Genomic DNA, 13,053 nt, shown 5'->3' on the forward strand with positions numbered 1-13,053 from the left:
TTGACTCAGTGAACTGGCCACCACGTCGTCCTACGGCGCGGCCGGTTACTCGCACCATAAGGGTACTCAGTGCCATCTGCCAAGGCACTGAGTGCCATGGCCTACGTCACTGCGCCGCCATCACCGTGCTGTCATCACCGCGGCGTCGAGCAGGGGGCCGAGTTCGTCCGAGACCGTGGTCAGGGCGCTGATGTCGCGCTCCGCGCGGGAGATGAGCAGGGCGCCCTCGAGGGAGCTGACCATGAGCGTGGCGAGGGTCGCGCCGCGCGCGTCGGGGACGCCGAGTTCGACGAGGGCCGCGGCGAGGGGCTCGCGCCAGCAGGCGAAGGCCCGGGCGGCGGCGGTGCGGGCGGAGTCCGTGGCGTCGGCGCAGTCCACGGTCACGGCCGCGACGGGGCAGCCGAAGGCGAAGTCGGTGGCCAGGCACTCCTCGGTCCACTGCGCGATCAGGGCGGCGAAGAGCCGGCTCGGCCGGCGGTCGTCGGCCGGCAGCGCGGCGAGGTTGCGGGTGACGCGGCGCGCGGCGTAGCGGCCGGCCCAGGTGACGGCCTCGCCGACGAGCTGGTCCTTGCCGCCGGGGAAGTAGTGCTGAAGCGAGCCGCGCGGGGCCTCGGCGTGCGCGGCGACGTCGCGCATGCCCGTCGCGCCGACGCCGTCGCGGCGGATCAGCTGCGCCGCGCTGAACACCATGCGCTCGCGCGGCGAGTACGTGCGCGTCCCCTGCTCGGTCATGGCACCAGCCTATCGACGGAGGTCCGGACGAGGAGGTCACCGGGGATCGCGAAGACCCCGGTGATTCCGTCCCGGTCGGCTGTCCTGCGGACGAGGGTGAGGCCCCGGCCGACGGCGGTCAGCAGGCGGCCGCGTCCGTGCTCGACCTCGGCCACGACCCGGGTCACTCCCCGCCGCGCGGCCCGCTCCACCAGGGCGGCGGTCAGGGCCCGGCCGAGACCCCGGCGCTGCCAGGCGTCGACGACCAGCAGGGCGAGCTCGGCGGTGTGTCCGTCGCTCGGGCCGTAGGGCTGGGCGAGGCTGCCGAGCGCGACCAGTTCGCCGCCCGCCCCGGCGCGCACGGCGAGGGCGTCGTGGCGCTCGGGCGGGCCGGCGAGCAGCTCGTCGAGGTGGCGGGCCGGGAAGGCGGGGAGCGGAGCGCGGAACCGGTGCCGGACGGAGGCGACCGAACAGGCGGCGAAGAGGCGCTGCACGTCGGAGCGGTCCTCGGGGCGGACCGGCGTGATGCGCCAGGAGTGCCGGGAGTCGAGGCCGACGGGGGTTTCCATGACGGCTGTCATAGTTCCATTATTATGACGTTGGTCATAGTCTGCGCAAGAGTCTGCGCAAGAGACGGCGGCGGGAAGGGGTACGGCGATGTCGGATCTGGTGGGATTCCTCGGGCTGGGCGTCATGGGCGGGCCGATGGCCCTCAACCTCACGCGGGCGGGCACACCGCTGGTCGTCTGGAACCGCACCGCCGCCCGGACCGAGCCGCTGCGCGCGGCGGGCGCGCGCGTCGCCGCCGAGCCGGAGGAGGTGTTCCGCGACGCGCGGACCGTGCTGCTGATGCCCTACGACGCGGACGTCGCCGACGCGATGCTGGCGCGCGGGACGGAGGAGTTCGCGCGGCGCGTCGACGGGCGCACGATCGTGCACATGGGCACCGCCGAGCCGGAGTGGTCACGGGCCCTGGAGGCGGAGATCCGCGCGGCCGGCGGCCACTACGTCGAGGCGCCCGTCTCCGGCTCCCGCGTCCCCGCCGAGCAGGGGCAGCTGGTCGCGATGCTCGCGGGGGAGCCGGAGGCGGTGGCGCGGGTGCGGCCGCTGCTGGGGCCGCTGTGCCGGGAGGCCTTCGCGTGCGGACCCGTGCCGGGTGCGCTGCTGATGAAGCTCGCGGTCAACGTCTTCCTGATCACGACGGTCACCGGACTCGCCGAGTCGTTCCACTTCGCCGCCCGCCACGGCCTCGACCCGGCTCTGCTGCGCGACATCCTGGACGCCGGGCCGATGGCGAGCGCGGTGTCCCGTCTCAAGGCGCAGAAGCTGACGGACGGCGACTTCTCGGTCCAGGCGGGCATCCTGGACGTGTTGAAGAACAACCGCCTGATCGTCGAGGCGGCGCGGGCGGCCGGCATCGCCTCGCCGCTGCTGGACGTCTGCCACGCGCTGTACGCGGAGACGGCGCAGCTGGGCTGCGGCGCGCAGGACATGGTGGCCGTCCTGCGCGCCGTCGAGGCCCGGAGCGACGCGGGCTGAGCCGGGCCGGCCCGGCTCAGCCCGTCCGTCAGCTCGTCTGCGCGGCGATCCGGTCGCGCAGGCCGGTGAGGATCTTCGCCGCCTGCGCCAGCCCGGCCTGTTCGCAGCGGGCGATGCCCGCGCCCAGACGCTGCAGCGCGGCATCGCGGCGCTGCAACGGACCGGCCTCGACCACGGCCGCCAGCCGCAGCGACTCGGCCCGCGGCTCCTCGGCCTCCTGGCCGACCGCCGTGTAGATCACGATCGACTGCTCGAACGCGGCCAGCGCCTCCTCGGGCCGCTGAGCCTCCGCGTAGGCGCGGCCCCGCTCGTAGTGGGCGGCGCCCGTGACGAACCAGGCGGTCACCTCGAGGCCGGCGGCGACCGCCTCCGCCCCGACGCGCTCGGACTGGGCGATCCGGGCCAGCGCCTCGTCCAAGGCGTCCGCGCCGCCTGCCTCCATCAGCTGACGGGCCAGCTCGCGCAGCGTCGCCGCCATCTGGTCCGCGCGCGGCGCGACCGCGTGGGAGGTCAGCGCCCGCTCCAACGCCGCACGGGCGGCGTCGAGTCGGCCCGCCTCGGCCAGCGCGACAGTGGCCTCGCAGGCCGCCATGGTGTGGACGTCCTGGTTCTCCCAGCCCGAGACGGCGTCGGCGAGGCGGAGGAACTCCTCGGCGGCGTCGCGGTGTTCGTCCAGTGCGCGCAGGCCCCGTGCGAGGTCCAGCCGCAACTGGGCGCGGAGCGTCTCCTCCAGCCCTGAGGCGTCCGCGTCGGCGACGGCCGACTCCAGCACGGCGACGGCGTCGCCGGTGTGCCCGGAGCGGCGCAGCATGTTGGCCAGGTTGAGCCGGGCGGACACGGCGTCCTCGACGTCGCCGCCGCGGTCGAAGCGCGCGGCGGCCTCGGTCAGCGCCCGGACGGCGCCGTTGTTGTCGCCGGACATCGCACAGGCCTGACCGAGCATCATGGAGGCCGGTCCGTACGGGAACGACCCGTCCGGCCAGCGGGCCGCCTCGCCCAGCGCACGGTGGAACACCTCGACGGCCTCCTGCGGGCGCTGCTGCTGCATCCGCACCTGCCCGAGCAGCACCAGCGCGCGCGGCGCGCGCCACGGCTGCTCCGCCTCCTCCAGCAGCCGCAGCGCCTCCAGCAGCGCCTGCTCGGCCTCCTCGGGCCGCCCCAGCCGTGCGGCGACGTCCGCCCGGTACTGGAGCGTGAGCGAGACCCGGTGCGGCATGCCGAGCCCGGCCGCCGACTCCCGCAGGGCCGCGTTCTCGGTCTCGAACCGGGCGAGGGCCTCCTCCACGGTCGGCACGGGGTCGGTCCCGTGCGGTTCCGTCCCGTCCGCGGCCTGGAGGGCGCGGTAGAGGGCGTGGTGGGCCGCGTAGGTGCGGCTTTGGAGGACCGTCAGCAGGCCGGCCGGGTCGGTCGCGTCGGGGTCCGCGGCGCGGAGGGAGACGGCGGCCTCGCGGAGCCGGTCCAGGGCCGCCCAGTCGGTGCGGCCGTCATCGGGTTCCGAGTCGACGACCGCCAGGCGGGCCAGCCCGGCGATGCGGCGGCCCTCGTGTCCCGACTCGGTGAAGAGCGCGACGGCGCGCTCCATCTCGGCACGGGCGGCGACGCGGTCGCGGCGCTCCATCGCCTCGGCGGCCCGCTGCTGGGCGACCTCGCCCCGGAGCAGGGCGAGCGGGCCGATCGCGGCGTCGTCGGGCAGGACGAAGCCCTCGGCCTCGATCAGCTCGGCGACGCGCAGCCAGAACGCGTTCGCGTCCGGGTGTCCGGACCGGTACAGCTCCCTTGCCTGGCGCACGAGTTCGACGAAGTCCCGCGGAGTCTGCGCCGCCCCGGGACGCGCGGTCGCGGGACCCGGACCCGCGGGACGGGCGGGCGCCGGGACCGCCCCCGGCACGGGCGCGCCGGACTGCCGGCCGGGCAGGGCAGGCGCGCGGACACCGAGCGCCAGCGGCTCGGCCAGCAGCGGCTGCTGGCCGACGCGGGCGCGGACGCGCGCGCTGACGCCGTCGGTGCCGTTGCGGGCGTCGAAGCGCCCGGCCAGCTCCTCGTTCAGCGCGCGGACGTGTGCGAGCAGCGAGGCGACCGTCCAGTTGGCGCCGGGCGGGCCGCTGACCGGCAGTTCGCCGTGGCCGTCCGCGTCCAGGCGGGTCAGCAGCAGCTGCACGCCGGAGCGGAAGTTGAGCAGGCCCAGCGGGTTGCCCTCGGTCGCCCACAGGTCGCGGTTCTCGGCCAGGATCTCCAGGCCGCGTGCCTCGTTGCGGGTCAGCGCGCAGAACTCGACGTGCAGGCCGACCTCGGTGGTCTGGCTGGTCTTGCCACGGGAGAAGCGGTAGCCGACCAGGTGGCTGGAGCGCGCCTCGTCGAGCCGGCCCGCGCGGACGAACGGCAGCAGCGCGTGCGCGTGGCTGGACCACGGCTCCTCGCTGCAGGTGCTCTCGCCCTCCAGGACGGGCTTCCAGATCTCCAGCGCCCGCGCGTCGTCGCCGCGGTGCGCGTGGAAGTCGGCACGGCTGCGCAGCTCACAGGCCACGCAGTCGCTGTACCGGGTGCGCGGCCGGGCGGTCCACAGCTCGAAGGCGTCCTCGACGCTTGTGCCGGCCGGGCCGCCCAGGTGCCAGGCCAGGTAGAAGCGCTGCGCGTAGTACGGCTGGAGGCCCAGCTCCGCCTTCACGTAGCGGGACTTCATCTCCTCGTCCCAGCGGCGCACGGATTCCAGCGGCACCTCGGGCAGCCCCCGGAGCGCCGAGGCGACCCACTTGAACCGCCAGAACAGCTGGGTGCGGGCCCACTCGTTGAACGCCTCGGGCTTGGTGTCCCACAGCTTCAGCACCTTGGCGAAGACCACCGGCGACTTCCGTTGCTCGGCGTCGTAGGTGTACGCCTCCTGGAGGTCCATCAGGGCGACGACGAGCAGGTCGGGGTCGTCCAGCCGCCCGCTCTCGTGCAGTTGCTCGGCCGCCTCCGCGAGCTCCTCGGCGGTGACGGTGCGCTGCTTGCCGTAGGGGCGCTCGTCGTTGGCGCGCAGCGCCTGGACCAGGGCCTCGGGGGTGTCGACGCTCACGACTCGTTCTCCGTCCCGGGACCGTTCTGGGCCCGCTGTTCATGTCCGAGCATGGCGTGGTCGAGCAGGCTGATGAAGGACCGGTTGAGCAGCGCGCTCTCGCTGGCCCGCAGCGGACGGCGGGTCAGCAGCACGGCCTGTCCGTACAGCGCCTCGACGGCGGTGACGGCCAGCTCCCGGTGCGTGATCGTGGCGGCGCGGCGCACCAGCGGGTTGAGGTGGTTCAGCACCAGCTGTGCGCGGGGCGCCTCGGCGCGCAGCGAGCCGAGGATGTCCGCCCACAGGCCGTCCGCCTCCTGGGCCAGCTGCGCGCGGGAGCGCTCGTGCCGGGCCTCGCGGTTGTCCAGCAGCAGGGCGGGCGCGTTGGTCGGGTGGAAGCTGCGCAGCGCCACGTCGCAGTCGAAGCGTCCGACGACCTCGCGGGCGATCGCCAGGAACGCGGACGCGGCGAGCTCGGCGGCCGGGTCGACGGAGTCGAGGTGCGCGGTGACCGTGCCCGGGTCGAGGTCGGCGACGGAGCTGCCCGGTCGGATCTCCGGCAGGCGGTGCACCAGGTCGCGGTCGTAGGTGTAGCCGCCGTTGATCACGCCCAGCCCGGCGGCGCCGGCGACCGGCGCGACCTGCCGGAACTCCTCGACGGTGCGGGTCACCAGGATGACCGGGTGGGTGCGGGCGAACTCGTCGAGGGTGACGTTGCCGTCCGTGGTCTCGAACGGCAGCCACGGCAGCAGCATCTTCAGCAGCTCGTCGTCGTACCGGGCCAGCGACTTGACTGCCAGGTGGTGCACGCCGATGAACCGGTGCAGCAGCGCCGGATCGGTCGCGGACAGCCCCGTCAGCCACTCGCGGATCCGCGCGCCGAGCGCGTCGCGGACGGCGGCGAGCGTCTCGTCCGCGTACAGGCCCTCGCGGGACGCGGTCGGGCGCAGCGCGTCGGTGTCGACCACGCAGCGGACGAAGAAGGCCCATTCGGGCAGGAGTTCGTCGGCCTGGTCGGAGAGCAGCATGCCCTTCAGGTGCACCCGGTGTCCGGCCCGGCGCGACGGCGGCGCGGCGTCCGGCAGCACGTAGGCGACGCCGCGCAGGCCGACGACCGGCAGCTCCAGCTCGATCGTGTCGAGCGGGGCGAAGTCGAAGGTGTCGCGGCAGTACTCCGCGTACGCCTCGCGGCGGGCGAGCGGCGAGGCGTGCTGCGCCGCCCACGGCGGGGTCTGGTTGATCCGCAGCGCACCGCCGTGCGCGTCCTGCACGGTGACGTCGTAGCGCAGGAGGCCGCCGAAGTCCCGTGCGAGGGAGACGACTCGGCCGTGCTGCGTCCACTCGCGGGCGTCGGCGCGCGGCGCGAGGGTGACCGTCGTGCCCGGCTCCGGCTTGGCGCCGGAGGGCAGGGTGCGGATCGTGTACCGGCCGTCGGAGTGGCCGCGCCACTCGATGACCGGCGCGTCCTTGGTCTTCGCGGAGCGGGTGACGACGGTGATCTCGTCGGCGACCACGAAGCACGCCAGCAGGCCGATGCCGAACTGCCCGATGAAGTCACCGCGCGCGGTCGCCAGACCCGCGCCGTCGATCCCGCCGTCCGCACCGCGCTTGGAGCTGCGGCCGATCGTCGCGAGGAAGGTGTGCACGTCCTCCTCGGTCAGGCCGACGCCGGTGTCGGTGACCGTCAGCGTCTCGGCGGCGCGCACGGTGATGGCGGCCGGGGCGTGCGGGTCGAGCAGGCGGCGCGCGGAGATCGCGTCGACGGCGTTCTGCAGCAGCTCGCGCAGGTAGACGCGGGGGCTGGAGTAGAGGTGGTGGGAGAGCAGGTCCACCAGGCCGCGCAGGTCGACCTGGAAGGTGTGCGCGGCCGCGTCCGGGGCGGTGTCGCCGCCGTTGCCTGATCGGTCGTTGCTGGAGCGGTCGTTGCTTGAGCGGTCGTTGCTGGAGCGTTCGAAGAGAGGCACCGTGACGGGTTCTTTCGTGGTCGCGAAGGCGTGGGTTCGATGGGCCGCTGCCCGGGGGGGTGCTCAGGCCGCGCAGCGCGCGCGGTGGGTGCGGAAGGACTGGGCCGGATCGCCGCCGAGGTAGGCCCAGGGCGTCTGGGTGACCGTGCCGTCGAGCGCCTCGAAGAGCGGGCGGGCGAGGTGGTGCTGGCCGGAGAGCGAGAACGCCATCGCGAACGTGTTGTGCACGCCCCGCCAGGTGCGCTCAGCGCGGTACCCGGGGTGGAACACGGACCGCTGGGCGGCCTCCTGCAGCTCGGCCATCACGTTCGGCCCGCTCATGTACGCGCGCCCCTGCGCGCCGCCGCCCAGGTCCAGCCAGCGCTCCAGGTGCGCTCGCGCCACGAGCTCGCCCAGCGGGCTGCCGGGCGCGGCCGCGAGCATCGACGCCCGGGCGAAGGCGTGCATCTCGGCGTGCGAGCCGCCCCACTTCTCGCAGACCTGCTGCAACCGCTGCCGGTGCGAGGCCGGATGCCCCGGCGCACGCCGCAGCGCCGCCTCGAAGCGGTAGCGCGTCACGTCCTTGTCCAGCGAGGCGCCGCGCGCGCTCATCTGGAGGAAGTACCAGGGCGCGAGCCAGGTCGGCTCGCGCTCGGCGACCTCCAGCAGCTGCTCCTCCGCGAGGGAGAGCCGCTCGAGGAACACGTCCCACTGGTCCCGCGTCACGTTCCGGGCGCGGGCCCCGCTACGGGCCTCCCACGCCCACATGACCTGCCGCGCGCCGGACAGCAGCAGGGGCAGCGGGTCACCCGCGTCGGCGGCGATCGCCTGCGGCACCCACTCCTCGACCCCGCCGACCTCGGCCGCGGCCGTGACCAGCGTCGTCTGCTCCACCTGGTCCGCCGCGCCGCGCAGGCTCTGCCGCAGCGCGGGCCAGTCCCGTGCCGCGGCCTGCCCGATCACCTCGCGCAGCAGCGGATCCCCGAACGCGGGATCCAGCACGGGCACGGCCTCCAGGCCTCTGCCCGCAACCCGCGCACTCCCGGCGGCATCCTTGCGCCACCGTCCGAACAGCCCCATCGTGCCTGGTCCCCCTCACTCGACCGCTTTCGCGGGAGTTCCTATCATGAGCCCCCGACACGTCCGTGGCCGACCCGTTTTCTTGGTCCTGGGAGGGGAAGCCCGGGCTCGGGGAGGAGGACCTCCGGGCTCAGACCAGGTGGTACAGGACCACGGCCGCGGCGGCGGTGATGGCTGCTCCGCTCAGGATGCCTATCGCCGCGCAGACCGGCAGTGAGCGCTTCTCCCTCGCCGCCTGCGAGATCGTCAAAGCGACCGCCCATGGCACGCCGAGCATCGCCGCGAAGAGGAGTGCTCCGGTGGCCTTGGTCGACAGGGCGAGATCGAGCGTCGGCTGCAGCATCCGTCCAGACTGCCCCAACGGCGGTGGACTCCGCAGCGGAATGCCGCGAGGGGCTCCGCGGCCAAGTGCCGTGGAGCCCCTCGCGGGTGACGTTGTGTCAGCCCAGCTGCGCCAGCGCCTCGTTGAGGGTCTTCGACGGGCGCATCACGGCGGCCGCCTTGGCCGGGTCCGGCTGGTAGTAGCCGCCGATCTCGGCCGGGGAGCCCTGGACGGCATTGAGCTCGGCGACGATGGTCGCCTCCTGCTCGGTGAGGGTCTTCGCCAGCGGGGCGAAGCCCTCGGCGAGGGCCGCGTCGTCGGTCTGCTTGGCCAGCTCCTGGGCCCAGTACATGGCCAGGTAGAAGTGGCTGCCGCGGTTGTCGATGCCGCCGAGGCGACGCGTCGGGGACTTGTCCTCGTTGAGGAAGGTGCCGGTGGCGCGGTCCAGGGTGTCGGCCAGGACCTTGGCGCGGGCGTTGCCCGTCGCGCCGGCGAGGTGCTCGAAGGAGGCGGCCAGGGCGAAGAACTCGCCGAGGCTGTCCCAGCGCAGGTAGTTCTCCTTGAGCAGCTGCTGGACGTGCTTGGGAGCGGAGCCGCCCGCGCCCGTCTCGAAGAGGCCGCCGCCGGCGATCAGCGGGACGATCGAGAGCATCTTGGCGCTGGTGCCCAGCTCCAGGATCGGGAACAGGTCGGTGAGGTAGTCGCGCAGCACGTTGCCGGTGACGGAGATGGTGTCCTCGCCGCGGCGGATGCGCTCCAGCGAGAAGGCCGTGGCCTCGACCGGGGACATGATCTCGATCTGCAGGCCCTCGCCCCCAAGCTCGTCCTGCGCAGTGTGCTCCGGGAGGTACTGCTTGACCTTGGCGATCAGGTTCGCGTCGTGGGCGCGGGTCTCGTCCAGCCAGAAGACGGCCGGGGAGCCGGTGGCGCGGGCGCGGGAGACGGCCAGCTTGACCCAGTCGCGGATCGGCAGGTCCTTGGTCTGGCAGGCGCGGAAGATGTCGCCGGCGGCGACGTTCTGCTCCAGCACGACCTCGCCCTCGGTGTCGACCAGGCGGACCACGCCGTCGGCGGCGATCTCGAAGGTCTTGTCGTGGGAGCCGTACTCCTCGGCGGCCTGGGCCATCAGGCCCACGTTCGGGACCGAGCCCATGGTGGCCGGGTCGAACGCGCCGTGCGCGCGGCAGTCGTCGATGACGACCTGGTAGACGCCCGCGTAGCTGCTGTCCGGCAGGACGGCCAGGGTGTCGGCCTCCTTGCCGTCCGGGCCCCACATGTGGCCGGAGGTGCGGATCATGGCCGGCATCGAGGCGTCGACGATGACGTCGGACGGCACGTGCAGGTTGGTGATGCCGCGGTCGGAGTCGACCATGGCCAGGGCCGGGCCCTCGGCGATCTCGGCGTCGAAGGAGGCCTTGATGGCGTCGCCCTCGGGCAGCGCGGAAAGGCCCGCCAGGATGGCGCCGAGGCCGTTGTTCGGGTTCAGCCCGGCGGCGGCCAGGGTGGCGCCGTACTGGGCGAAGGTCTTCGGGAAGAAGGCGCGCACGACGTGGCCGAAGATGATCGGGTCGGAGACCTTCATCATGGTGGCCTTCAGGTGCACCGAGAACAGCACGCCCTCCGCCTTGGCGCGGGCGACCTGCGCGGCCAGGAACTCGCGCAGCGCGCCGACGCGCATCACGGAGGCGTCGACGACCTCGCCGGCCAGGACCTTGACGGTCGGGCGCAGCACGGTGACGGTGCCGTCGTTGGCGACGTGCTCGATGCGCAGGGTGTCGTCCTGGGCGACGACCGCGGACTTCTCGCTGTGGCGGAAGTCGTTGACGCCCATGGTGGCGACGTTGGTCTTGGACTCGGCCGTCCACGCGCCCATGCGGTGCGGGTGGGTCTTGGCGTAGTTCTTGACCGAGAGCGGCGCGCGGCGGTCGGAGTTGCCCTCACGCAGGACCGGGTTCACCGCCGAACCCTTGATCTTGTCGTAGCGGGCCTTGACGTCCTGCTCCTCGTCCGTCTTCGGCTCGTCCGGGTAGTCCGGCAGCGCGTAGCCCTGCGCCTGGAGCTCGGCGATGGCGGCCTTGAGCTGCGGGATCGAGGCGGAGATGTTCGGCAGCTTGATGATGTTGGCGGCCGGGGTCTTGGCCAGCTCGCCGAGCTCGGTCAGCGCGTCCGGGATCCGCTGGGCCTCGGTGAGACGCTCGGGGAAGACGGCGATGATGCGCCCGGCGAGGGAGATGTCGCGGGTCTCCACGGTGACGCCGGCCGTGGAGGCGTACGCCTGGATGACCGGCAGCAGCGAATAGGTCGCCAGGGCCGGAGCCTCATCGGTGTGCGTGTAGATGATGGTCGAGTCAGTCACCGGGTACTCCCGCTTTCGCGTCTACCTTCACGTGTGGAACGTCTCGATATCAAGATACATGCTCCGGGAGTCGATCTCGCGGGCCGAGGTCCCGCCAGGCGCTGGCGCGGTGGTGCGGCCCGCCGTCATGCTGTGGGCATGCCGATCACCGTGGAACTGGCCGGGAAGCTTCTCGCCGAGAACTTCGCCCCCTGGGTGCTCGATCTCGGACTGACCGTGGCGGAGACGGGCGAGTCCCACGCGGCGTTGCGGCTGCCCTGGTCCGACCGCCTGGCCCGCGAGGGCGGCGCGCTCTCGGGGCAGGCCCTGATGGCCGCCGCCGACACCGCCGTCGTCGTCGCGGTCGCCTCGGCGCGCGGCGGCTTCGTGCCGATGACGACGGTCCAGCTGTCCACGTCCTTCCAGCGCCCGGTGCTCGGCACGGACGTGCTGGTGACCGCCCGGCTGAGCAAGCTCGGCCGCAGCCTCGCCTTCGCGGACGTCTCACTGACCGCCGAGGGTGCGCTCGCCGCGCAGGCCACGGCGGTGTACGCGCTGCTGGGCTGAGTGCGGATGGGCTGAGCGCGGATGGGCTGAGCGCGGACCGGATCGGCGTCGACGTGCCGCGCGGGCGCGCCGACCCCGGCGCGCCCGCGCGGTGGGCTCCGCACACCGACGGAGCCGGTACCAACCCCTGCTGGTCGTGACCGGTCGTGACGAGTCAGGCGGTGCCGCCGCCGGGGCCCTGGCGGCGGACGTCCTGGACGTGGCGCAGCGCGTCGCGCAGGTCGCCGAGCCAGGTCTCGGCGTTCTCGCCGACCTGGCGGACGCACCACGCGAGGGCGTCGCTGCGGCTGCGGGCCACGCCCGCCGCCACCAGCGTGTCCAGCACCTGGCGTTCCGGCTGGCGCAGCCGCGTCATCGCCGGGACGGCGAGGTGGGTGAACATCACCCGGCGGCCCTCGTGGCGGACGCCCCAGGACACCTTCTTTCCGAACTTCTCCTCCGCCGCGCCGGCGACGCGCATGCGCTGGGCGCGCGTGCTCTCCCGGTACTCCGCGACGGCGTCCTCGACGGAGGTGGCCTCCTCGGAGGCCGTGTCGGCCGGCAGCGGGCCGACGACCGTGATCTCCTCACGGTCGACGACCACCTCCGGCGTCTCCCCGAACAATCCCTCGGGCAGGTGCGCCGCGAACCACTCCGCGACGGACTCCCCGGACGTGCTCTTCCTGCTCATGTATCGATGATTACATCATTACAAGATTTCGCAAGGCCCTTCTCGCGGCCGACATGCCGGGCGGACGGTCGCCACCTACCCTGGCCCTATGGGAGCCATGGGGACCGTGGCCGCCGGATACACGGTCGAGCTGGAGCCGGAGGTCCGGGCCTGGCTGGAGTTGTTGCCGGGCCGGCTGTTCCGGCGTGTCGAGACCTACGCCGAACTCCTCGCCGAACTCGGACCCGACGCCCCCTCGCCGTTCGCGCGCACGCTCCGCGAGGGCGTCGCCGAGCTGCGGCCGACGCTGGACGGCGTGGCGACCAGGGTCACCTACTGGATCAACGGGGACGAGCGCCGGATCGTGCTGCTCACCGTCTTCCGCAAGACGCGGACGCACGAGGAGGCGCAGATCGAGCGCGCGGTGCGCGCCAAGCTGGAGTGCGAGGCCGCGCACGGCGCCGCGCACGGGATCTTCGTCCGCGAGGGGGCCGGTGGCGGGTGATGAGCGGCGCGAAGCACAGGGTCACGCCGGAACACACCCGCTGGAAGCTCCCGGGGGAGTGGCGCCGGGTGGACGGCCACCGCGAGTCGCTGGAGTTGGAGCAGGAGCGCCAGGAGCACCGGCTGACCATGGCGTTGGCGAAGGTGGTGCATGACCGCCGGGTCGCCCTCGGTCTCTCGGTGGCCGAACTCGCCTCGCGGATCGGCCTGTCGCGGGCGACGGTCGAGCGCATCGAGGGCTCCGACGTGGTCGTGACGCTGGCGCTGCTGACCCGGCTTGCCTCCGGCCTCGACGCCTCGCTGCGCTTCGCCGTCGACGCGCACGGCGCGACGGTCTCGCTGGTGGGGGAGGAGCAGACACGCGTCTGA

The 13,053-nt window shown here is 73.5% G+C and carries 12 protein-coding genes; 4 read left to right on the forward strand and 8 right to left on the reverse strand.

Annotation, left to right across the window (positions count from 1 at the left end):
* Nucleotides 1-120: 120 nt before the first annotated feature.
* Together TR50_RS38110 and TR50_RS38115 are read right to left on the reverse strand one after the other, a co-directional pair.
* On the reverse strand, nt 121-732 hold the full coding sequence (locus TR50_RS38110; RefSeq protein ID WP_042433539.1) for an LmrA/YxaF family transcription factor: 612 nt from the start codon (nt 730-732) through the stop codon (nt 121-123).
* Nucleotides 729-1,292 (reverse strand): GNAT family N-acetyltransferase, encoded by a 564-nt coding sequence (locus TR50_RS38115; RefSeq protein ID WP_160311259.1) that lies wholly within the window; start codon nt 1,290-1,292, stop codon nt 729-731. Before TR50_RS38115 ends, TR50_RS38110 begins: the two co-directional genes overlap by 4 nt.
* 76 nt (nt 1,293-1,368) lie before the next feature.
* On the opposite strand from TR50_RS38115, the gene TR50_RS38120 reads away from it, so the two are divergent.
* On the forward strand, nt 1,369-2,250 hold the full coding sequence (locus tag TR50_RS38120; RefSeq protein WP_042433544.1) for an NAD(P)-dependent oxidoreductase: 882 nt from the start codon (nt 1,369-1,371) through the stop codon (nt 2,248-2,250).
* A 28-nt stretch (nt 2,251-2,278) separates the two neighbouring features.
* On the opposite strand, the gene TR50_RS38125 is transcribed toward TR50_RS38120, so the two are convergent.
* From TR50_RS38125 to TR50_RS38145, 5 genes are all read right to left on the reverse strand, one after another.
* On the reverse strand, nt 2,279-5,305 hold the full coding sequence (locus TR50_RS38125) for a tetratricopeptide repeat protein (RefSeq protein ID WP_042433547.1): 3,027 nt from the start codon (nt 5,303-5,305) through the stop codon (nt 2,279-2,281).
* Nucleotides 5,302-7,116: an HSP90 family protein gene (locus TR50_RS38130; protein WP_236654764.1), complete on the reverse strand. Its 1,815-nt coding sequence runs from the start codon at nt 7,114-7,116 to the stop codon at nt 5,302-5,304. Before TR50_RS38130 ends, TR50_RS38125 begins: the two co-directional genes overlap by 4 nt.
* 195 nt (nt 7,117-7,311) lie before the next feature.
* Nucleotides 7,312-8,229 (reverse strand): hypothetical protein, encoded by a 918-nt coding sequence (locus TR50_RS38135; protein WP_152648859.1) that lies wholly within the window; start codon nt 8,227-8,229, stop codon nt 7,312-7,314.
* 208 nt (nt 8,230-8,437) lie between these two features.
* Complete coding sequence (locus tag TR50_RS38140) at nt 8,438-8,650, reverse strand: hypothetical protein (RefSeq protein ID WP_042433551.1); 213 nt, start codon at nt 8,648-8,650, stop codon at nt 8,438-8,440.
* Nucleotides 8,651-8,747: 97 nt separating this feature from the next.
* Entirely contained in the window at nt 8,748-10,985 is a 2,238-nt protein-coding gene (locus tag TR50_RS38145) for an NADP-dependent isocitrate dehydrogenase (protein ID WP_042433555.1), read from the reverse strand.
* A 138-nt stretch (nt 10,986-11,123) separates the two neighbouring features.
* Here TR50_RS38145 and TR50_RS38150 point away from each other — a divergent pair, with 138 nt between their 5' ends.
* The gene (locus tag TR50_RS38150) at nt 11,124-11,531 is read left to right on the forward strand and encodes a PaaI family thioesterase (RefSeq protein WP_042433556.1); all 408 of its coding nucleotides are present in this window, start codon (nt 11,124-11,126) and stop codon (nt 11,529-11,531) included.
* Nucleotides 11,532-11,685: 154 nt separating this feature from the next.
* Here TR50_RS38150 and abmR read toward each other — a convergent pair whose 3' ends face one another.
* Entirely contained in the window at nt 11,686-12,201 is a 516-nt protein-coding gene (gene abmR, locus TR50_RS38155; RefSeq protein WP_042433559.1) for an ATP-binding transcription factor AbmR, read from the reverse strand.
* 88 nt (nt 12,202-12,289) lie between these two features.
* Here abmR and TR50_RS38160 point away from each other — a divergent pair, with 88 nt between their 5' ends.
* Both TR50_RS38160 and TR50_RS38165 read left to right on the forward strand, forming a co-directional pair.
* A complete protein-coding gene (locus TR50_RS38160; RefSeq protein WP_236654762.1) occupies nt 12,290-12,685 on the forward strand; it encodes a type II toxin-antitoxin system RelE/ParE family toxin in 396 nt (131 codons plus the stop codon).
* Nucleotides 12,685-13,053, forward strand: coding sequence for a helix-turn-helix domain-containing protein (locus tag TR50_RS38165; RefSeq protein ID WP_042433565.1), 369 nt, complete (start codon nt 12,685-12,687; stop codon nt 13,051-13,053). The genes TR50_RS38160 and TR50_RS38165 overlap by 1 nt, the downstream gene beginning before the upstream one ends.

This window comes from Streptacidiphilus anmyonensis (genome assembly GCF_000787855.1).
GTDB lineage: Bacteria > Actinomycetota > Actinomycetes > Streptomycetales > Streptomycetaceae > Streptacidiphilus > Streptacidiphilus anmyonensis.